We start from the raw sequence: 20,201 nt of genomic DNA, 5'->3' as shown, positions 1-20,201 counted from the left end.
CTAACAAGCATCCTGCTTTGTTGCCTACTTCGTACTTCAGTTAAGGCGCAAGACACAATCTTGATGGATAATGAGGTCGTAGAACGGAACTTCGGTCAAAAATTGAAAATGCTTGTCGACAGTAGCAGCAGCCTGAAAATAAAGGATGTTCTACAGAGCACACAATTTCAACAAGTAGAAAATGACGTACCAAATCTTGGTGCATCAAACAACACATACTGGCTGAAGTTTAAGCTACGAAATGTCAATAGAGATCCCCGGGTAATACTTCAAGTACCACTTCCAACCATCGACTATCTGGATTTCTATTTAGTAAATGAAACTAACAAAGTTGTACAGGAAGAACATACCGGTGACCGTGTCCCTTACGCGAGCAGACATTTTGATAACCCAATCTACACCTTTGTCTTTGATATAGATACGACTTCTGTTTACACGATTTACTTGAAGTTAAGCGGTGGTGAGCAGCTACAGGTGCCACTAAGTTTGGCAAAGAGTGAAGCGCTTGTTAAAGGTGTGCAGACGTATTCGATCATCTTCGGGATCTATTCTGGGATCATTTCTGTGATGTTCATCTATAATCTTTTCCTATTCCTTTCTACAAAGGACCGGAGCTACCTCTACTATATCATTTACATATTCATTATTGGGATTACACAAGCTAATTTTCAGGGTTATACCTTTAAATTCCTTTGGCCAGAAAACACGTGGATTTCGACCTATGCGGTCTATATTCTGAGCTCGCTTGCGGCAATGTCGGCGATTGAGTTCATGAAGCAGTTTCTGCATACCAAGCACTACTATCCGGTGTTGCATCGTATTGGCACCTTCTTTTATATTCCTTATATAGTAGCGCTGGTAGCCGCATTTTCAGGGCACTTGAACTGGGGTTATCAAATTATCCAGTTAACAGCAATGCTCGCTGCAGTATTCATGTTAATTGTTGCCTGGTTGATATACAGACGGGGCTACAAGCCAGCGAAATTCTTCTTAATTGGCTGGAGTGTGTTTCTGCTCGGCGTTTGTAGTTTCGTGCTTAAGGATTATAATATTCTACCTTATAATGTGTACACCTATAACATGATGCCATTTGGCTCAGCCTTAGAGGTTACCCTGCTGTCATTCGCACTTGCAGATAAGATCAACATCCTTAAGAAAGAAAAAGAAGCCTCACAAGAGGCGGCACTCAGAATTTCCCTGGAAAATGAAAAGCTGATTCTTGAACAGAACTTCGAATTGGAAAAGAAAGTTCAGGAGCGTACGCTGGAGTTGCAGCAATCTACTGATGCATTAGAAAAGACCCTGAGCGATTTAAAGGACGCGCAATCACAACTTGTCGAATCCGAGAAAATGGCAGGCCTGGGCCAGCTTACTGCCGGTATAGCACACGAAATCAACAACCCAATTAACTTCGTGACCGCAAACATCAAACCGCTGCAGTTGGACATTGATGACCTTAATGAAATCATCACCAAGTACGAAGCGCTGGATGTTACTGCAAACGTCCAGGACCAACTTAACGCAATTGATAAGTTCAAAAAACAAATTGACCTGGATTTCGTGCAAACAGAAATCAAAGGTTTGCTTTCTGGAATTGATGAAGGTGCAAAACGTACCGCAGAAATCATCCGTAGCTTGAAAAACTTCAGTCGACTAGATGAAAGTGATACCAAACCGATCAATCTAAATGAAGGGATAGATTCCACCTTCGTGCTGTTGCGCAGTACTTTTCCATCCAACCTAAAGGTTACAAAAGAATACGGTGATATTCCGCTTGTAGAGTGCTTACCTGGAAAAATCAATCAGGTGTTCATGAACATCATTTCCAACGGTATTCATGCTATAAAAAACAAAGATACACAGCGTGAGGAAGAGCAGATTACGGTGCGTACATGGCAGGAAGAAAGCTTCGTGAAGATCAGCATCAAAGACTCCGGTTCAGGTATGACTGAAGAGACGAAACAAAAGATATTTGAACCATTCTTTACCACCAAGGATGTTGGTGAAGGTACCGGCTTAGGTTTGTCCATCGTGTTCAGAATTATAGAAAGTCATCGAGGCAACATTGATGTTTTATCTAATGTTGGCGAGGGTACTGAATTTATTATTACATTGCCTGTAAATTAGAAAAGGGATTTATCATGGATACTCCGTCTGTTAAGGTTCTCTACATCGATGATGAAGAACATAATCTACAAGCCTTCAAGGCAAGCTTCAGGCGGCAATATGAAATATATACCGCCACATCAGCCGCAGCAGGCTTATTGATCTTGCAGAACATAGACATCAATGTGATTATTGCGGATCAGAAGATGCCAGAAACCACTGGCGTACAATTCTTCAAAAGCATTAAAGACACGTATCCTGATCCTGTTCGTATTTTACTAACTGGTTACACGGACATCGAGGCACTTGCAGACGCGATAAATCATGGTGACGTTTACAGATACATCACCAAGCCCTGGAGCGATCTTGAACTTCATAACTCCATTAAGAATGCCTACGATGCCTACAAAGCTAAAATCGACCTTCGCAACAAGGTTTCGGAACTAGAAAAGACCAACGACGAGCTCAATAGGTTTATCTATAGCATTTCCCATGAACTTCGGGCGCCACTTGTCTCCGTAATCGGGATTGTTAACCTGGTAAAGATGGAAGGCCTCTACAACTCCAGCGGTGAATATTGGAATCTGATTGAAATATGTTCCAATAAGCTGGATTTCTATATCCAGAAAACCCTTCAATATTACAAGAACAATAAGAATGTAGCGGAACATAGTCCAGTGGAATTCGAAATCCTGGTATCTGAACTTATCAGCCTCTACTCCTACTCTGACCGGGATACGCAGTTCAACGTGAAGATCAATCAGCCGGTGGGCTTTTACAATGATGCATTCCGTATTGAAGTAATCCTGGGCAACCTCATCAACAATGCGATCAAGTATCAGAAATCAACAGAACCGAATAAGTTTGTAAATATCGACATTGACGTAGATGTACAACGCGCGGAGATCACGATCAGTGATAATGGCATTGGCATCTTGAATGATCATCTGGAGAAGATTTTTAACCAGTTTTTCAAGAGTAAAAACCACCATGGTAGCGGCCTAGGCTTATTCATCGTCAAAGAAGCGCTTACCAGGATCAATGGTAAAATTGAAGTGACATCGGACCTGGCCATTGGTACGACATTTAAAATTACAATCCCGAATGGTAAAGCCACTTAATTCATCTAAAATCGTCATGCTGATTGATGACAACGATATTGACCTGAAAATCAATGGGAAGATCGTTGCCTTTACGAAAACGTTCGAAGATATTGTAGTTTGCAGATCCGGAGAGGAAGCATTGAACTATCTAAAACAGCATCTTACCACGCCAGAAAGATTACCTGAATTCATTTTACTGGATATACAGATGCCGGAAATGAGCGGCTTCGAATTTCTTGATCACTACAAGAAACTACCTGTATCATTTACTGAGGGATGCAACATCGCGATGCTTTCCTCTACACTGGACTTCAGTGATATACAAAGAGCAGAGGCTAATCCATACGTCGTTAAACTGCTGAAAAAGCCTCTGATCCCTGCTGTACTACAGGAGGTTGTTAAAGAACACCTGCAGCGCTAATTATTTCTTCTTAATCGCAATCTCTACACGACGGTTTTGCTCACGCCCTGCTTCAGTGGAATTCGTAGCCACAGGCTCTGATTCGCCAATCGGATTGATGGATATCCGGTCTGGATTTACATCACCCTTGCTGGTTAACCAGGATTTTACCGCTTCGGCACGTGCCTCCGCCAATTGTTTGTTTGAAGCCTTGTCACCACTCGCATCTGTATGCCCCAGCACTCTGATTTCCGTACCCGGGTACCTTTGCTTGGCTGACTTGGCAACACTTTGCAATTTCGCATCTGCCCCTGTCTTAAGCTGACTTTGACCGGAATCAAATAATACCGCTTCTGAGATGCTGTAGATTGCGTACTGCTCATTTCCATGAACTTCAATGTCTGCATCTTCCAACTCATCGTACCTTTCAATCGGTAGATTCATCTGGTCTACGCCACTCCATTGTGCATTAATGGTGCTCTCCACGGTACTTGAATCACTCGCTGCTTCTGCAACAACTTCAGGATTGCTCTTACCTCTTAAAAAATAAAAGGCAATAAGGGCCACTATAATCAGTACAATTACGATCAGTAGCCAATTACTTCTTGCGGGTTTGTTTTCGGAATATGCCATAATAAGTTTCTTTTAAAACTTTTAACACAGGCAATATATTCTTTGTTTTAAATAAAGAGACTTAGCGTATCGTACGCGAGGTATACGTTAGGAGGCAGCTCACGTTCAACATCTTCATGGCGACCAAGATTGTGACTAATGTGCGTTAAAAAGGTCTTTTCAGCCCCAACATTCGCGGCAAAATCAAGCGCTTCCTTTAAGTTAAAATGTGAGATATGCTCGCCACGCTGTAAAGCATTCACGACCAAAACACGAGTACCTTTAAGCTGTTCCATGGTTGCTTCAGGGACCGTCTTGGCATCTGTGATGTAACTAAAATCGTCTATCCGGAAGCCGTGAATCGGCAACTTGTAGTGCATGATGTTCAATGGGACAACGGTTTTGGATCCAATTGAAAATGGAGCATCATCTATTGTGTTCAGGTTTATTCTAGGCAATCCTAAGTACTGCACGTTGGAGAAGATGTATGAAAACTCCCGGCGAAGTGCTTCCTGCACCCTCGGCGACGCATAAACATCAATGTTCTTGTGCAGCATATAATTGAAGGGACGGATATCGTCCATGCCAGCTACGTGATCTTTATGTTCGTGGGTGAAAAGAATGGCATCCAGATCCGTGGCGCCAGCACGAAGCATCTGGTAACGAAAATCCGGACCACTGTCAATCACGATGGTCCTGTCGCCTGTTTCCACCAGCACGGAGGTTCGGAGTCGTTTATCTTTGAAATTGTTTGATGTGCAAACGGCGCACCTGCAGGTAATTACGGGTACGCCTTGTGAAGTTCCTGTGCCTAAAAAGGTTATTTTCAAAATATGGTGCTGTGCGGGTTACCTTAAATCTACAATTTCAACACCGGGATGGCTTTTAGGATTGAACGTAAAAGTAGATTCAGGAACTTTAGCGTTCGGGGTAAAGGCCGTAATGGTGTACGTATAAATGCTGCTGTTCTTATCAAAGATCATCACACTTGCCAACTGCTTCGCAGCCTTGTCTACGCTTAATCTTATCTTGAAGTATGCCTTTTTGGTATCCAGTGGCGCTAAGTCAATCATCTGATATACCTTCGAGCCAACTTTCTTTTCCCCATTATAGATGTATTTGAATCCTTTCTCGAAGATGGTGAAGACATTTGCAGGGTTCAAAGCATCCTCCGTGTTATCTGCATTGCCAACCTGAACTTCCTCTTCATTTTTCAAGTAAGTCCATTGCACCTTGCCGTCGCTGATCAGATCACGCTCCGCCATGGTCACCTTATACTTCTTGCTGTTGGATTTAGCATAAAGCGTCCCCTTTTCGGTTTGCTTAAGATTGTTCTGTTTGTTTTCAACGCCGAAACTAAAATCAGCTTTAATGGTGTTATATGATCTGTATTTCTTGCTAACCTCTGCCAATATCGCTTTTGCCTTCGGATCTGTTTGTCCCTGCGCTACGCTGAATACTGTAGTCACCGCAAACAGCAACGCAATAAATTTCTTCATATTAATTTTCTTTATCCAGGTTATTCAAGAACTGTTCCAAAGCGTAATCATCCGGAAGTAAAACTTCCCGGGCCTTACTGCCTTCGAAGGGCCCAACCACACCTGCTGCTTCCAGCTGGTCGATAATCCGCCCGGCTCTGTTGTAACCTAGTTTCAGCTTACGCTGGATAAGTGAAGTAGACCCCTGCTGATGCATTACGATAAGCCTCGCTGCATCTTCGAACATGGCGTCACGATCAGATGCATTGAAGTCCATCTTCGAATTCTCAGCAGCTTCGTCGATATACTCCGGAAGCTGATAGGCTTCAGGATACCCACGCTGATTTCCGATGAATTCAGATATACGGTCCACTTCCGGGGTATCTACAAACGCACATTGCAGCCTGATCAGATCATTTCCTGTAGATAACAGCATATCTCCCCTACCAATCAACTGATCAGCACCGCCGCTGTCCAGAATGGTCCTTGAATCAATTTTAGACAATACCCTAAATGCTAATCTCGCCGGGAAGTTGGCCTTGATCGTACCAGTGATGATGTTTACTGAAGGTCTTTGCGTTGCAAGCACCAGGTGAATACCAACGGCACGGGCAAGTTGTGCGAGCCTCGCGATTGGTGTTTCCACTTCTTTACCTGCGGTCATCATCAAATCTGCAAACTCATCCACAACCAGCACAATGTACGGCAGAAAACGGTGAGCATTGTTCGGATTTAACTTCCTTCTTATGAATTTGTCGTTATACTCCTTTAAATTGCGGACTTGTGCATCTTTCAGCAAGTCATAACGCTGATCCATTTCGATACAAAGGGAATTCAAGGTGTTGATAACCTTCTTCGTATCCGTTATAATTGCATCAGCCTCACCTGGAAGCTTAGCCAGGAAGTGGCGTTCAATTTTATTGAATAATGTTAATTCTACTTTCTTCGGATCCACCAACACGAATTTCAGCTGCGAAGGGTGTTTTTTGAAAAGTAGAGAAACCAATATCGCGTTTATACCAACAGACTTACCCTGACCTGTCGCACCAGCCACAAGCAAGTGGGGCATTTTGGATAGATCTGCAATATAGACTTCATTCGAAATGGTCTTACCTAAGGCTATTGGCAGGTCCATGGTCGTCGTCTGGAACTTTTCAGTCGCCAGGATACTCCGCATAGAAACCATCTCAGGATGCATATTTGGCACCTCGATACCGATGGTTCCCTTACCAGGCATTGGCGCAATGATACGGATACCCAAAGCCGCAAGGCTCAACGCGATATCATCCTCAAGGTTCTTAATTTTCGAAATACGCACCCCTGGTGCCGGAATAATCTCGTACAAGGTTACTGTTGGACCAATGGTAGCCTTAATCTTATCGATCTCGATGTTATAGTGGTTTAGCGTCTCAACGATCTTATTCTTATTCGCCTCCAACTCATCGGCATTCACTGAAATCTTGTTTGATCCGTAATTTTCCAGTAGCTCCAGATGCGGATATTTATAGCTTGCTAAATCCAGGGTTGGATCATAAGTACCAAATTGCTCAACGAGCTGTTCGGACTTCTTCTCCTCTTCTGTCTTTTCAATTGTTAATTCCGGCACAGCCTTTTCTGCCTCCAACTCCACACCCCGATCAAAATTAAGGTTAGGACGCATGGTGTTTGGCTTATCAACCGTTGTTGACAATACAATTGGTGTATTTGCCTCCATTGAAACGATAGGTGCAGCCGCAGCACTTGCAGATACCGCGGTTGCCGCTGCCGTTGTGGCACCAAAGGCGGAAGCTGCAGCTGTCGATGCAAGCACTTCATGTTCAAACACAGGGCCTGGCTTCTCAGGTGTTATCACCACATTCTGTGGTCGCCTGGTATTTACCGGCCGGTTTGGATTAACATTAAATTCCACTGGTCTTGATAGTACTTCTTCCTCCAAATCTGGCTGTTCAGGCAGTTCAGGTTTCTCAAAATCCTTTTCGCCGCGTCTCATCTCCGGCATTTTGAAGTCTATGTTATAGGCAATGATAAGAATTGACAATGCTAAGAAAGTAAGTAGTCCCGCTACACCGGCTACACCAATCTGCAGGGTAAGCAGTTTATTCGTCCAGTAGCCAAACTCACCTTCCAGATAATGCGGTGCATCCCCAAAAAAGGCATGGGCAAAGCCGAGACCCAAAGAGGTGAAAAGCAGGAAAAAAAGGCTGTATCCGAAGGTCTTCTCCAGACCAAAGATTTTAACTTTAAACAGGAGCCTGTAACCGATGACAAAAAAGACCAGGACAAATAGAAAGGAGGCTAAACCGAACCACTCGTAAATAAACTGATGCGATAATAATGCACCAAATTTACCGAGCCAGTTTTGCACAATGGCTCCCCCTTTGATGCTTTTAAGCTCTTCTGTGCTCTTAAATAAGTTGCTCCAGCCGCCATTTGCATCAATAACATAGCTTTGATCCTCTTGCCAGGTGAACAGATAAGAGGTAAATGCGATCAGGAAATACAAGGAAAGCACCACGAAGAACAGGCCGAGGATCTTCACAAATCTTCCGTCCTGAAGATCCAATGAAGGTAGCACATTCAGGCGGGACTTCTTTTCCCCGGCAAAGCGATTGGCAAATTGCTTATTCGAAGATTCGTTTTTGAAGGAGTTAGACTTAAATTGATTTGCCCTTTGCGCCATTTGTGGTAAAAAGTAATTTGATCAACAAATATAAATATATACTTGTATGTCCGGGGAATTTATACAGACTTAACTATAGATCCCAAATTCTTAGACGGATCTTCTTAATATAGTGTCTGATGTCTAATACAAGTGCTGCGAGCACATAAAAGACGATGGGAAATCCGACAGCCAGGAAGGAGGCGTATATAAAAAACAACCTGATCTTGCTGATGGACATATTTAGTTTATCTGCTAAATAAGTGCAAACACCGAAGCTTTGCTTTTCAAAAAAGGTTAAAACTTTTTGGAACATTGTCTGATGGTGCTATAGGCTGTCCGTGTGACTTATTTAAATCTAGTAAAAAATTCGAAATAATTCTACAAGAAATGTGCCGTCTGAAAAATATAAGATCTGGTTTTTAGCTTTATGCTCCGCTCAATTAAGTGCCAGCAAGCAAATACAACAATTAACCGAAAGTTTGCTAAACCCCTGCCAGCTAGCAGGTTAATTCAACAATTCTCATCCTGTATTCGCTTTTATAATTTTAAAGCCCTATATTGCCAATTGTGAGACCAGAAAAACTACATATGCCTGCTACCCTTCTCTATGCGCAATCGCTGCGTATGGCTTTAGCTATGTACGCCCGTGTATTGTCTATCAAGCACGGTTTAGGTGACTCATTCCTCAAAAGCAGTAAAGACTTTATTAAGTAAACCCCAGCCTTAACGTTTGTTGGCTTGGGGTACGTACTCAAGCTTATTTGCTATGCAATTAATTTGCTGCTAACCTTTATTATTCACAACGTTCCGCTAGTGTCTAGCTGAACAATCTTATTTAAAACTTATGAAAAAGGAACCTTTGATGATTTCCAGGAAAAACCTGGACCTTCTAAAAACACACCTAAAATCAAGCACAAACCTGTCCGCTTTTAACAAGCAGAAGCTTAAAGACGAGCTTAAAAACGCTGTTGTCTTAAAGCAGGAAGAACTACCGGATGATGTAATTTCTCTGCACTCTGAGATCCGCTTTAAGGATATGGAAACGGGACAGGAGTTTAACTATCAACTCGTAAACCCAAATCAGGCTAATATGCGCGAGGGCAAATTATCCATCTATGTGCCTATCGGCATTGCATTATTTGGCTATAGAACCGGTGCGGAAATCCAATGGGAAATGCCCAATGGTCTACGTACGTTCAAAGTTCTGGAGGTTAGAAACCCTGCCGCAATCAACATTGCAGCAGCAGCAACAACGCAAAATCAACACGCCATATCAACAAATATAGGGTAAACAATCGGTCCAGAACCCTCCCGCAAGGTCTTCGCAGGGGGTTGACTAGGCTATGGCCCTGTTAACCCCCTGTCGGGACCCTGTTTGCCCCCTGTGGAGTCCCTGTAAAGTCTGCACCTTTCCTATGTCCTTTTTAAGAGATGTACACCGATGCCGCATCGAAGACATTGCATATTGGCGCAATATCGCTTGTTCAACTGCAGCAAAGCTTGTGAAGTAAAGGCGGTTTCTATTTTTAGGCCAGCAGATCTGTACTGCCTAAGTACATGGTTTTGCTCTGCAGGTAGCTGTTCCAGTATGGACACTGCCTTTTCCATGTACGATTCCAAATCCATGATGCGACCGTAGCTAAACGTGATCAGGCACATGGCATTGATGATGATGCTCTCGATAGATGCACTACCGAGTTGAGGTACAAAAGCCGGGGCCTGCTTTTCGAAATGGTAATGCGCTTTCCAATACGAATGAATTGGCAGTTTACACAGGATTAGCTTAAGATCTTTAAGGTCGCTGCTGTGCAGCATTCTTGAAAATAGATGTTCTGAAGCGTTCATTAGTGCCGCAAATTGTGCGAGCCGTACAGTCGGAAAACCAGTGGGCCGCATTCGTAAAAACTTCCAAATGGAAACCTCCATAGGTTTGAGTCCATGTTTCTGTTGAAGGAAGATGTACTCCCTTCGGAGCTGTGCCGGGTAGGCATCATTGAAGTCCTGCGCTAAGAATCCCGCTTGGCCGAAGATCAAAGCCTCTGTTTGCAATGGCGCATCCCGGTACTTTGCATAGAGTTGCATGTCGAACGAAGACGCTAATACCTCAAACGGAAGTGCATTAACTTTAAATCCAAAGCTTCTTGCCAGAAAGAAATTGAAAGTGGCTTCCCAGTCACCTTTATATTGATCAAGCTTTTCCCGCACCTCGCTTGACTTCGATTCAAGGCGCTCAATCAACATCCTGGAGCAGGTGGAATGGAAAACCACAGGATCAACGGCCTGCAGTTGGGCATGACACGGAAAAGGTCGACGAACTTCTACCAGCCCATTGTAATTTTCAAGTATGTGCTGGTGAAATATGGATTTGAGCTCGAGTGTTGGCATGAATGATCCATCTGCACGCTGAACTGGCAGATCGTTCTCCAGCACCACGTGCAAAATCACGTTGTTATAGGCAAGGTCTTGTTCATGACCGTGGCCGATCCATTCCGAAGAGCGAACATGGATTTCCACATTGCCGATCCAGGTCGTTCCTGCGACAACCACCTTTGCATTAAAGAAATCCGGACCGGCATGTTTATTAGGCTGGCCTACGGTTAATACCTGAAGTTCATCACCACTTGTGGTGCGCAGATCCTGTGTTTTATACTGCCGGAACTGCCAGATAAAACTTAAAAAGTCTTCCTTTAAATCCATAAAGGTAAACTTAACTTAAAAGAATTATATATTGTAAGGGTTAATATTAATATTTTTTAGTGTAATTCGTTATGAATACACCCGCTATAATTAATACTGTAGCAAATAACAGATCTATAGTAATCTGCTCACTAAGGATTAGCCAACCCAAAAATATCGCGATGATGGTATTGAAGTATGACAAAATGCTTGCTTGTATTGCCGTGACGCGCTTTAGCACATAATGGTAGCAAAAGAAGCCCAGCACAGAACCGAAGACACCCAGATACAACACTGCCGCCATGCTCGGCATTTCCCAGGTTTTAACATCTGTATCACCAGAGAAAATGAAGGCCAACATTAACTGAACAACAGCTGAAAACACGAACTGGTAGAAAAGGTCCAGGAAGATATTTGGTGTCTTATGTGTATGCTTTTTAATGTAGATCGTACCTACAGACCAGCCGGTGACGGCCAATCCCATGATCATGATCCCCTGCCGGTATTCTGGATCCAGGAAGTCCTGTAAGCCATCCCGGAAGATGAAGCCAACCCCCAGCAAGCCGAGCATAACCCCTACGATGCCTTTTATGGATGGCTTTTGAATACCGATTGCAACACTTCCTATAAACACGCAAAGTGGAGAAAGGGAATTGAGTAATGAAGCGAGCCCAGAAGAGATGTTCTTTTCAGCCAGGGTAGTCAGGCCGTTGGCCACAACAATCATGAGCAAGGATAATAACATCTGCCGTCTGGCATGCGGCCAGCTGATCCACACGAGCTCCCCTCTTTTCAGCAGGTAAACCAGCAAGATCAGGGAAGCGCAGCTTTGCCGGATTGCAGTAACAAACCACGGCGGAATGCTGTGCACGGCAATGCGGATGCCCAGGTATGTTGTACCCCAGATTACTGCTACGCCAAGCATTGCAAGGGCAAGCTTGACGTCGAGTTTTTTTGAGATCATATTAAGTTCGCACGGCGCAGCCATGCTTCCATTTCTACTTGTAATTTCAATGCTTCCTCACGGGCCTTTTCTGCAAAATCTTTTCCGTAGCCCGCATAGATGATGCCTCTTGAAGAGTTGATCAGCAAACCACATTGATCATTAAGTCCGTTTTCGCAAACTTCATCCAGGTTTCCGCCCTGCGCACCAACACCTGGAACAAGCAGGAAATTGTCGGGCGCAAATTTGCGTACGTTCTTTAATTCGGCACCCTTAGTTGCACCAACAACATACATGATCTGATCGCTGTTGGCCCATCCCGAAGCAGTTTGAAGCACAGTTTCGTATAACTTCCCGCTGCTGCCATCCTGCTGCTGGAAGTCATTACTTCCCGGATTGGAGGTTAGTGCGAGCAGGATTACCCATTTGTCTTTAAACTTCAGGAATGGTTCTACAGAATCCTTACCCATGTAAGGAGCTACGGTAATGGCGTCGAAGCCCATGCCCGATTGTGTTTGATTGAAGAAGGCTTCTGCATACATCGCGGATGTATTGCCAATGTCTCCACGCTTTGCATCGGCAATGCTGAAGATATCCTGGGGAATATATTTCCAGGTTTCGATCAAAGTTTCCCAACCTTTTAAACCCATGCACTCATAAAATGCGGTATTTGGCTTGTAAGCTACACAAAGATCTTTGGTGGCATCGATGATCTCTTTGTTGAACGTTAGTACTGGATTTTCGTACTTTAATAAGTGTTTAGGAAGCTTTTCCAGTGCAGGATCAAGCCCGATGCATAAAAAAGATTTCTTGGCCTTTATCTGTTCAAATAGTTGATCTTTATTCATATGCGGTATTTTGCGCACAAATATGACAATTAATCTATGGAATTTGGCACCTAATTGGTGGTAGGAAGAGAAAAACGTACCTGTTAATTTGAGTTTTTTTTGGAGAATAGATAAGTTATACATACAATTGCACCATAATTCTCTATAGTTCATCTGAACAATCAGAAATTCTCGATTTTAAATTGTACTATTTCACATTTTATAATTGCATTTAATTGCTTTACACAATTGAAAACTTCCTTCATACAAATTTCTCTACAACCATATAATGTTTAACAAAACAGAATTAAATGAAAAGCTTACGGCTGAACTGCGTGAGCTTGCCAAAGCTAATGGCATTTTAAACCCTGACGCCCTTCGCAAAGCAGAACTCGTTGAAATCATTTCCCAGATCTCTGAACAGGATTACAACAGTGCACCTGTCGAAACGGTTGCTGAAGTAAAAGCGCCAAAAGCACGGTTAACCAAGTCTGCCACAATAGACAAGCCAGTTCGCAAGCGCACCAGAATTGCGGCTAAAGATGAAGTTACGTCCCCAGGCAATACGCTTTTTGCGCCTGAAGTACCTCGCGAAACTGAGGTGCAAGTGTTGCCTGAAGTAGAGCAGGTAACCGAAATTGCGGAGCCCGTAGAAGCGGTTGAAAACGAAGCAGCTGCAAGCCCTGCTGTTCCAGCAGAACAACCTTCAAAAACCACTGAAGAAAGGCCTGCACCACATCGCAACAAGATAGATGGTAATCAGAACAGACCTGCAAAGCCGAAAGAGGCCAGACCAGCACGTGAAGAAAACCGTCCTAAGAATCCTAATCATGCGAAGCAAGCAGAGAATAGCTATTCAAACCTAGACTTTGATAATACCATTACCAATGAAGGTGTACTGGAAATTATGCCTGATGGCTATGGTTTCCTTAGATCGGCAGATTACAACTACCTATCCTCACCAGATGATATTTATGTATCACAGTCTCAAATCAAACTTTTTGGATTGAAAACCGGTGATACGGTAAAAGGCAGTATTCGCCCGCCAAAAGAAGGCGAAAAGTACTTTCCACTTGTTCGTGTAGAAACCATCAATGGCCGTACACCTGCAGATGTGCGGGATCGTGTACCTTTTGATTACCTTACGCCTTTGTTTCCACAGGAGCGTTTAAACCTATTCACGGAATCCAACAACTACTCCACCCGCATCATCGATCTTTTTACCCCAATTGGTAAAGGTCAGCGTGGCTTAATCGTGGCACAACCAAAAACTGGTAAAACCAACCTGCTTAAGGAAGTTGCAAATGCAATCGCTAAGAATCACCCGGAAGTTTACCTGATCATCCTGTTAATTGATGAGCGTCCGGAAGAGGTTACGGATATGGCGCGTAGTGTAAGAGCTGAAGTTATTGCTTCTACTTTTGACGAGCCTGCAGAAAGACATGTAAAGATTGCCAACATCGTATTGGAGAAAGCAAAACGCCTTGTAGAATGTGGACATGATGTTGTGATCTTATTGGATTCCATCACACGTTTGGCGCGTGCATACAATACCACTGCCCCAGCTTCCGGAAAGATTTTATCTGGTGGTGTGGATGCAAATGCATTGCATAAGCCTAAACGTTTCTTTGGAGCGGCACGTAACATAGAAAAAGGTGGATCACTTACCATTCTGGCAACTGCTTTAACAGAAACCGGCTCTAAAATGGACGAAGTTATCTTTGAAGAGTTCAAAGGAACGGGTAACATGGAACTTCAGCTGGATCGTAAGCTATCGAACAAACGTATCTTCCCTGCTATCGACATTACGGCATCAAGCACCAGAAGAGATGATTTGCTGCACGATAGAGATACGCTTCAACGTGTTTGGATTTTACGTAACCATTTAGCTGACATGAATGCGCAGGAAGCGATGGAATTTGTTCAGGCTCAAATTAGAAATACCAAGAGCAATGAAGAATTTCTTATTTCAATGAATAGCTAATTAGAATGATAAAAAAACATATTCCCAATGCATTAACATGTGCCAACTTGCTATCTGGTTGTGTCGGGATTGTTTATGCATTTCAAAACCGGCTGGATATTGCGGCTTATGCCGTGCTGATTTCGGGGATTTTTGACTTCTTTGATGGTAACATGGCCAGGATCCTGAACGTGAAATCTCCGATCGGAAAAGAGCTGGATTCATTGGCTGATATGGTTAGCTTCGGCTTTTTGCCGGGTGTGGTGATGTTTAAGTTACTTGAACAGAGTCACAGCACCTTTGAGTACCTGCCTTTTTTCGGCTTTCTGATCACCATCTTTTCTTGTCTCCGACTGGCTAAATTTAATATAGACACCAGGCAAACAGAGGATTTCATAGGCTTGAATACGCCGATGAATACCTTGTTTATTGTATCGTTGCCCTTTATTCAAAGAGAATACCCAGCGCTTATTGGCAGTACGTTACTGCTGGTATGTCTTACCATACTGATGAGCTGGCTGCTGATTTCGGAGATTCGGATTTACTCGCTGAAATTTGGGACCATGTCCTGGGCGGATAATAAAATCAAATTCGTTTTCCTGATCGTGTCAGCAGTCTTGATTGCTTTTCTTAAATTTGCCGCCATACCATTTGTATTGATCCTATACATTTTAAGTTCTTTTGTTCATTTTAGAAACAACCCATATAACTAACATCATTTAAAAACAGACCAATGAAATTTATTGCACAGATTGACGTAATGCCAAAAAAAGAGATTCTTGACCCTCAGGGAAAAGCGGTAACGGGTAGCATGAAAAATATTGGTTTAAGCGAGATCACCAATGTCCGTGTAGGTAAACACATCAGCCTGGAGGTTGAGGCCGCTACAGAGGTGGAAGCGAGCGAGAAAGTTGATCGTGCTTGCAAGCAACTTTTAGCTAACCTGATTATGGAAAGCTATGAATTTAAAATTGCAGCTGTTTAAAGCTGCTTTTGTAGTTCAGATTTCGCAGTGTCTAACTGCACGTTGAGGATTTCGATAAAGCTATTTAATTCCTGAAGTGCAGTTGGCAGCGTCTCTACATCTTTTTGATCACGTGCGTTGTGCTCCATAAGCTGCATGTGATTTTTTGCATCATCACGACCTACGTAAGCAAACGTGGGTTTTATTTTGTGTGCACAACTTGCAACCTTCGCCCAATTTTGTTCTTTAAGCGCAGCAGCCAGGTCATTGATGTAGATGGGTGTTTGCTGTTTAAACATGTCAATCATCTCAATCATGAATTCAATGCTGTCACCAGACATATCTCTCAAGTAAGACAGGTCTAAAGGCTCGGTATTCTTAGCTTTATCGATCATAGTGCAATAATAGAAATTATATCTTTTCAACGCTTGTAATATCCATTAAAGATTGCAACAATTCTTTGATGCTTTTCTTTAACACCGGATGTATGTAATCGGCTGCAATTTCGGCGAGTGGTTCAAGCACGAACCTTCGGTTCTGCATCTCCGGGTGTGGGATGTAGAGTTTATCTTCAATGGCGATAATATCATCTGCATAAAAGATCAAATCGATGTCTATGGTTCTGGACCCCCACCTGACCAGACGTTTCCTGCCCAATGACTTTTCGATGTTTAATGCCGTTTCAAGGACTTCCAATGGCGGCATCCAGGTACGCACCGCGATGGCCATATTGATAAATGGGGGCTGATTTGTATTCCCCCAGGGTTCGGTTTCATAGTATGCAGACCTTGCACTAATCACCCCTATTTCAGCTTCTATTCGCTCTACCGCCTGCTGCATCATCATCTCGCGGTCACCAAGGTTACTTCCCAGTAACATATAGACCTCTTTGTACTCTAAAACCATATTAAACCGAAGTCCTTATTACTATATTTACAAATTAAATACTAAACCTTCATATGAGAGAATTTTTTAAGTATGTTTTTGCCACAGTCGTGGGATTTGTAATATCAATTGTCCTGGTCATCATCTTTTGTTTCATCATTCTAGCAGGCATTATATCTACGATTGGCAAAGACAAAAAGGTTGAAACCACTGCCAACACTGTTCTCTTTATGAATATGGATCAGGCCATATTGGAACGTACCCCAGATGGTAAGTTTGATAATGTTCCATTTCTAGGTTCTGGTTTGGGCAAATCAATTGGATTTCATGACTTAATAAAGGCGCTTGAAAAAGCGAAGACGGATGATAACATTAAATGTATTTATCTGAATGTTTCAGCGCCTATGGCAGGTAAAGCAACATTAAAAGAAGTTCGTGACGCCTTGCTTGATTTCAAAAAAAGTAAAAAGACGGTACTCGCCTACAGCGAATTGTACAATCAGGATGCTTACTACCTTGCATCTGCAGCAGATAAGGTTTATTTGAATCCACAAGGATCTATGGAATTCAAAGGTTTCAGTTCTGAGCTGATGTTCTTTAAGGGTGCTTTAGAAAAGCTTGGTGTAGAAGCACAGATTATCCGCGTGGGCAATTATAAGAGTGCTGTAGAGCCTTTCATCAATGAGAAGATGAGCGACTTCAATCGTCAACAAGTAAGCGCGTATGTAGGTGGTTTGTACGATGTATTCATCTCCGCAATTGCGGACTCCAGGAAGATTGCTAAAGACAGTCTATATGCTTACGCCAACAATTACAAGATCCAGCTGGCGAATGATGCATTGACTTACAAAATGGTTGATGGTCTGCGTTATAAAGATGAGGTGATTGAGGAACTTAAGAAGTTAAGTGGGCGTTCTGGGAAGAAGACGTTAAATACAGTTTCTATAAATGACTATGCGGAAAGTGTCTCTTCGGGAGATTACTCTACAAAGGATAAAATTGCAGTGATTTTTGCAAATGGCGATATCATTGGAGGTGAAGGTTCGGATGAATCGATTGGTTCAGAAAGAATATCAAGAGAAATCAGGAAGGCAAGACAAGACAGCTCGATAAAGGGAATTGTTTTACGTATTAATAGTGGCGGTGGAAGTGCTTTGGCATCAGACGTTATGTGGCGTGAAGTTGAACTGAGCAGAAAAGTGAAGCCTGTTATTGCTTCCTTTGGAGATGTAGCTGCTTCTGGTGGTTACTATATGGGTGTAGCGGCGGATTCCATTTTCGTGCAGCCAAATACCATCACTGGCTCTATCGGGGTATTCGGTATCATTCCAAACTTCCAGAATCTGCTGAATAACAAACTGGGTATCACTTTCGACAATGTTAAAACCGGCAAGTATGCGGATATTATGAGTACATATCGTCCCCTTACCCCTGCAGAAAGAGCACTGATCCAGACGGACATCAATCATGTTTATGATACATTCTTAACACGTGTTGCATCCGGCAGAAATAAAACAAAAGCTGCTGTGGACTCTATTGCAGGTGGTCGAGTTTGGGTTGGCCGAGATGCTGTGAAGAATGGTCTGGCAGATCGCTTAGGCAACTTCCAGGATGCGATTAACGCCGCTGCAAAAAAAGCAGGTGTGAAAGATTTCAGGGTTGTTGAATATCCGGATAAGATTGCGCCTTTGAACCAGTTTCTTTCCAACACGGAGGATAAGGTGCGCGTGTACTTTGCAAAAGAAGAGCTGGGTGACAATTACCTTATTTATCAGCAGATTAAAAAAGCTGTTTTAAATTCTGGCCTGCAGGCACGACTACCATACGAAATCCGGATTAATTAATGGAAAACAAAGCAATATCGCGCAGCTTCCGTTTACTATCTCAGTTGATGGAGCTGCAGCAAGAGAATTCTTTTAAGATTAAGACGATTGCCAATGCGGCAATTAAGATTGATAAACTCCCCTATCCAATACATACCAAATCATTAGCGGAGATCAGCAAGATCGAAGGACTTGGCAAGAGTACGGCCGCTAAGGTCTGGGAGTTGTTGGAAACCGGCAAGCTGTCGGACATTGAACGAATCTCTGCAGAGATACCTGAAGGTATTGTTGAAATGCTGAGCCTAAAAGGGATTGGACCGAAAAAGATCCTCACCATCTGGAAAGATTTGGGCATAGAAAACCTTGGTGAGCTCTATTATGCCTGTAATGAAAATCGCTTGATTGAAGCCAAAGGTTTCGGTGCAAAGACGCAGGACGAAGTAAAACGGCTAATTGAGTTTAACATGGCGGGCATGGGCAAATTTCTATATGCCCAGGCAGAACCACTTGCGCAGGAACTACTGGAAGGACTTACTTTATGGCTGGCCAGCGTTTCTAGTGGAGCATTGATCGAGATCGCTGGCGATTACCGCAGGTATTGCGAGATTGTGGAAGACTTGACTTTTGTAGTGGGTGTTGACGATCCTTCCTTTGCATCCGCTCAGATTTCGGGTTATAGTCCACTGACGTTTACGGTGGCAGATGAGGACTGTTTTGTAGCAGAAAGTCCATTCGGAATCAGAATAAACCTGTTTTTGGTAAACAAAGAAGAATTTTATTTAACCTTATTTAAGCGCACTGGTGCTGCTGAACACGTAGCAGCGGTTCTGAAATTAGCTGGCGCGGGTCCATTTCCAACTGAGCAGGCGATATATGAGCAAGCTGGTCTGGATTATATTGTTCCGGAACTTCGTGAAGGCACCGACATTCTTGAAGACGCTAAGAACAAGCGCTTACCCGAACTGATCACCTACGCAGATCTTAAAGGCAGTTTACACAACCACTCCACCTGGAGTGATGGTGTGCATAGTTTAGAAGAAATGGCTTTGTACTGCAGGGATGAGTTGTCACTGGGATATCTGGGCATTTGTGATCACTCTAAATCTGCTTTTTACGCCAAGGGTTTATATGAACCACGCGTTGAAGCGCAGCATAAGGAAATTGACGCCCTCAACGCCAAATTGGGTAATTTCAAAATATTCAAAGGTATTGAGAGCGATATTCTAAACGATGGCTCCCTGGATTACAGCGAGGATGTACTTAAAACCTTCGACTTCGTTGTTGCGTCGGTCCATAGCAATTTGCGAATGGATGTGGAGAAAGCAACAGCAAGGCTAATTAAAGCAATAGAAAACCCCTACACAACCATTTTAGGGCACCCAACAGGCCGTTTGCTGTTGAGCAGGAAAGGTTATGAAATTGATTATGCAAAGGTTATTGATGCCTGTGCAGCTAAAGGGGTGGTCATAGAGATCAATGCAAACCCCTTGCGTTTGGATCTGGATTGGAGATGGCACCGCTATGCTTTAGAAAAAGGTGTGTTGCTTTCCATAAATCCGGATGCCCATAGAATGGAGAAGTTCAGAGACATGCATTATGGTGTGTACGTTGGGAGAAAAGGTGGATTAGCAGCTAAACAATGTTTAAACGCGTTAACACTGGATGAAATATCCACCTATTTTGCGGCACGTAAAGCACGTATTTTTGGGATTTAAGTGTTCGGGTCTACCATAATGAGGCGGCTTGACCCGGATTGGAG

The 20,201-nt window shown here is 43.2% G+C and carries 19 protein-coding genes; 9 read left to right on the top strand and 10 right to left on the bottom strand.

All coding sequences use genetic code 11. The annotated features are described in order from the left end of the window. Positions 1 to 63: 63 nt before the first annotated feature. The 3 genes from IEW69_RS05145 to IEW69_RS05135 are packed head-to-tail and all read left to right on the top strand — an operon-like array spanning position 64 to position 3,630. Positions 64 to 2,127, top strand: coding sequence for a sensor histidine kinase (locus tag IEW69_RS05145; RefSeq protein ID WP_188625764.1), 2,064 nt, complete (start codon positions 64 to 66; stop codon positions 2,125 to 2,127). Between the two features lie 14 nt (positions 2,128 to 2,141). Continuing rightward, positions 2,142 to 3,227, top strand: coding sequence for a hybrid sensor histidine kinase/response regulator (locus IEW69_RS05140; protein WP_188625763.1), 1,086 nt, complete (start codon positions 2,142 to 2,144; stop codon positions 3,225 to 3,227). Continuing rightward, positions 3,211 to 3,630, top strand: a complete 420-nt coding sequence (locus IEW69_RS05135; protein ID WP_188625762.1) for a response regulator — start codon at positions 3,211 to 3,213, stop codon at positions 3,628 to 3,630. The genes IEW69_RS05140 and IEW69_RS05135 overlap by 17 nt, the downstream gene beginning before the upstream one ends. Here the strand turns inward: IEW69_RS05135 and IEW69_RS05130 are convergent, their stop codons facing one another. The 5 genes from IEW69_RS05130 to IEW69_RS05110 all read right to left on the bottom strand — a co-directional run bounded on the left by IEW69_RS05130 (position 3,631) and on the right by IEW69_RS05110 (position 8,674). Beyond that, positions 3,631 to 4,242: an OmpA family protein gene (locus IEW69_RS05130; protein ID WP_188625761.1), complete on the bottom strand. Its 612-nt coding sequence runs from the start codon at positions 4,240 to 4,242 to the stop codon at positions 3,631 to 3,633. Between the two features lie 47 nt (positions 4,243 to 4,289). Next, on the bottom strand, positions 4,290 to 5,051 hold the full coding sequence (locus tag IEW69_RS05125) for an MBL fold metallo-hydrolase (RefSeq protein WP_188625760.1): 762 nt from the start codon (positions 5,049 to 5,051) through the stop codon (positions 4,290 to 4,292). Positions 5,052 to 5,069: 18 nt separating this feature from the next. After that, complete coding sequence (gene lolA1, locus IEW69_RS05120) at positions 5,070 to 5,720, bottom strand: outer membrane lipoprotein periplasmic chaperone LolA1 (RefSeq protein WP_188625759.1); 651 nt, start codon at positions 5,718 to 5,720, stop codon at positions 5,070 to 5,072. A 1-nt stretch (position 5,721) separates the two neighbouring features. Beyond that, positions 5,722 to 8,379, bottom strand: a complete 2,658-nt coding sequence (locus tag IEW69_RS05115; RefSeq protein WP_188625758.1) for an FtsK/SpoIIIE family DNA translocase — start codon at positions 8,377 to 8,379, stop codon at positions 5,722 to 5,724. Positions 8,380 to 8,452: 73 nt separating this feature from the next. Next, the gene (locus IEW69_RS05110; protein ID WP_188625757.1) at positions 8,453 to 8,674 is read right to left on the bottom strand and encodes a PspC domain-containing protein; all 222 of its coding nucleotides are present in this window, start codon (positions 8,672 to 8,674) and stop codon (positions 8,453 to 8,455) included. A gap of 531 nt (positions 8,675 to 9,205) precedes the next feature. On the opposite strand from IEW69_RS05110, the gene IEW69_RS05105 reads away from it, so the two are divergent. Beyond that, positions 9,206 to 9,652: a GreA/GreB family elongation factor gene (locus IEW69_RS05105; RefSeq protein ID WP_188625756.1), complete on the top strand. Its 447-nt coding sequence runs from the start codon at positions 9,206 to 9,208 to the stop codon at positions 9,650 to 9,652. Between the two features lie 122 nt (positions 9,653 to 9,774). Here IEW69_RS05105 and IEW69_RS05100 read toward each other — a convergent pair whose 3' ends face one another. The 3 genes from IEW69_RS05100 to pyrF are packed head-to-tail and all read right to left on the bottom strand — an operon-like array spanning position 9,775 to position 12,828. Then, positions 9,775 to 11,058, bottom strand: a complete 1,284-nt coding sequence (locus IEW69_RS05100; protein WP_188625755.1) for a DUF2851 family protein — start codon at positions 11,056 to 11,058, stop codon at positions 9,775 to 9,777. Between the two features lie 46 nt (positions 11,059 to 11,104). Then, positions 11,105 to 12,001 (bottom strand): DMT family transporter, encoded by an 897-nt coding sequence (locus IEW69_RS05095; RefSeq protein WP_229663521.1) that lies wholly within the window; start codon positions 11,999 to 12,001, stop codon positions 11,105 to 11,107. Continuing rightward, positions 11,998 to 12,828, bottom strand: coding sequence for an orotidine-5'-phosphate decarboxylase (gene pyrF, locus IEW69_RS05090; protein ID WP_188625754.1), 831 nt, complete (start codon positions 12,826 to 12,828; stop codon positions 11,998 to 12,000). Before pyrF ends, IEW69_RS05095 begins: the two co-directional genes overlap by 4 nt. Positions 12,829 to 13,096: 268 nt before the next feature. Between pyrF and rho the strand changes: the two genes are divergently transcribed. The 3 genes from rho to purS are packed head-to-tail and all read left to right on the top strand — an operon-like array spanning position 13,097 to position 15,755. Further along, a complete protein-coding gene (gene rho / locus IEW69_RS05085; protein ID WP_188625753.1) occupies positions 13,097 to 14,791 on the top strand; it encodes a transcription termination factor Rho in 1,695 nt (564 codons plus the stop codon). Positions 14,792 to 14,796: 5 nt separating this feature from the next. Beyond that, on the top strand, positions 14,797 to 15,483 hold the full coding sequence (gene pssA, locus IEW69_RS05080; RefSeq protein ID WP_188625752.1) for a CDP-diacylglycerol--serine O-phosphatidyltransferase: 687 nt from the start codon (positions 14,797 to 14,799) through the stop codon (positions 15,481 to 15,483). Between the two features lie 20 nt (positions 15,484 to 15,503). Next, positions 15,504 to 15,755, top strand: coding sequence for a phosphoribosylformylglycinamidine synthase subunit PurS (gene purS / locus IEW69_RS05075; protein WP_188625751.1), 252 nt, complete (start codon positions 15,504 to 15,506; stop codon positions 15,753 to 15,755). Here purS and IEW69_RS05070 read toward each other — a convergent pair. Continuing rightward, complete coding sequence (locus IEW69_RS05070) at positions 15,752 to 16,129, bottom strand: Hpt domain-containing protein (protein WP_188625750.1); 378 nt, start codon at positions 16,127 to 16,129, stop codon at positions 15,752 to 15,754. The genes purS and IEW69_RS05070 overlap by 4 nt on opposite strands. A gap of 16 nt (positions 16,130 to 16,145) precedes the next feature. Then, positions 16,146 to 16,640, bottom strand: coding sequence for a 2-amino-4-hydroxy-6-hydroxymethyldihydropteridine diphosphokinase (folK, locus tag IEW69_RS05065; RefSeq protein WP_188625749.1), 495 nt, complete (start codon positions 16,638 to 16,640; stop codon positions 16,146 to 16,148). 53 nt (positions 16,641 to 16,693) lie between these two features. Between folK and sppA the strand changes: the two genes are divergently transcribed. Both sppA and IEW69_RS05055 read left to right on the top strand, forming a co-directional pair. Further along, positions 16,694 to 18,463 carry a signal peptide peptidase SppA gene (gene sppA, locus IEW69_RS05060; RefSeq protein ID WP_188625748.1) on the top strand — a complete coding sequence of 590 codons (1,770 nt, stop codon included), beginning with the start codon at positions 16,694 to 16,696 and terminating at the stop codon, positions 18,461 to 18,463. After that, positions 18,463 to 20,157, top strand: a complete 1,695-nt coding sequence (locus tag IEW69_RS05055; RefSeq protein WP_188625747.1) for a helix-hairpin-helix domain-containing protein — start codon at positions 18,463 to 18,465, stop codon at positions 20,155 to 20,157. Before sppA ends, IEW69_RS05055 begins: the two co-directional genes overlap by 1 nt. The last annotated feature ends 44 nt before the right edge of the window (positions 20,158 to 20,201 follow it).

The organism is Pedobacter quisquiliarum (assembly GCF_014642175.1).
GTDB classification, from domain to species: domain Bacteria; phylum Bacteroidota; class Bacteroidia; order Sphingobacteriales; family Sphingobacteriaceae; genus Pedobacter; species Pedobacter quisquiliarum.
Note: the sequence above shows the minus strand (reverse complement) of the source record. Positions and strands in the feature narration are given on the sequence as shown.

What these genes read in the sequence shown, in the direction of transcription:
- IEW69_RS05145 (WP_188625764.1), top strand. Translation starts at nt 64, where the DNA reads ATGGATAATGAGGTCGTAGAACGGAACTTCGGTCAAAAATTGAAAATG.
- IEW69_RS05140 (WP_188625763.1), top strand. Translation starts at nt 2,142, where the DNA reads ATGGATACTCCGTCTGTTAAGGTTCTCTACATCGATGATGAAGAACAT.
- IEW69_RS05135 (WP_188625762.1), top strand. Translation starts at nt 3,211, where the DNA reads ATGGTAAAGCCACTTAATTCATCTAAAATCGTCATGCTGATTGATGAC.
- IEW69_RS05130 (WP_188625761.1), bottom strand. Translation starts at nt 4,242, where the DNA reads ATGGCATATTCCGAAAACAAACCCGCAAGAAGTAATTGGCTACTGATC.
- lolA1 (WP_188625759.1), bottom strand. Translation starts at nt 5,720, where the DNA reads ATGAAGAAATTTATTGCGTTGCTGTTTGCGGTGACTACAGTATTCAGC.
- IEW69_RS05115 (WP_188625758.1), bottom strand. Translation starts at nt 8,379, where the DNA reads ATGGCGCAAAGGGCAAATCAATTTAAGTCTAACTCCTTCAAAAACGAA.
- IEW69_RS05110 (WP_188625757.1), bottom strand. Translation starts at nt 8,674, where the DNA reads ATGTTCCAAAAAGTTTTAACCTTTTTTGAAAAGCAAAGCTTCGGTGTT.
- IEW69_RS05105 (WP_188625756.1), top strand. Translation starts at nt 9,206, where the DNA reads ATGAAAAAGGAACCTTTGATGATTTCCAGGAAAAACCTGGACCTTCTA.
- IEW69_RS05100 (WP_188625755.1), bottom strand. Translation starts at nt 11,058, where the DNA reads ATGGATTTAAAGGAAGACTTTTTAAGTTTTATCTGGCAGTTCCGGCAG.
- IEW69_RS05095 (WP_229663521.1), bottom strand. Translation starts at nt 12,001, where the DNA reads ATGATCTCAAAAAAACTCGACGTCAAGCTTGCCCTTGCAATGCTTGGC.
- pyrF (WP_188625754.1), bottom strand. Translation starts at nt 12,828, where the DNA reads ATGAATAAAGATCAACTATTTGAACAGATAAAGGCCAAGAAATCTTTT.
- rho (WP_188625753.1), top strand. Translation starts at nt 13,097, where the DNA reads ATGTTTAACAAAACAGAATTAAATGAAAAGCTTACGGCTGAACTGCGT.
- pssA (WP_188625752.1), top strand. Translation starts at nt 14,797, where the DNA reads ATGATAAAAAAACATATTCCCAATGCATTAACATGTGCCAACTTGCTA.
- purS (WP_188625751.1), top strand. Translation starts at nt 15,504, where the DNA reads ATGAAATTTATTGCACAGATTGACGTAATGCCAAAAAAAGAGATTCTT.
- IEW69_RS05070 (WP_188625750.1), bottom strand. Translation starts at nt 16,129, where the DNA reads ATGATCGATAAAGCTAAGAATACCGAGCCTTTAGACCTGTCTTACTTG.
- folK (WP_188625749.1), bottom strand. Translation starts at nt 16,640, where the DNA reads ATGGTTTTAGAGTACAAAGAGGTCTATATGTTACTGGGAAGTAACCTT.
- sppA (WP_188625748.1), top strand. Translation starts at nt 16,694, where the DNA reads ATGAGAGAATTTTTTAAGTATGTTTTTGCCACAGTCGTGGGATTTGTA.
- IEW69_RS05055 (WP_188625747.1), top strand. Translation starts at nt 18,463, where the DNA reads ATGGAAAACAAAGCAATATCGCGCAGCTTCCGTTTACTATCTCAGTTG.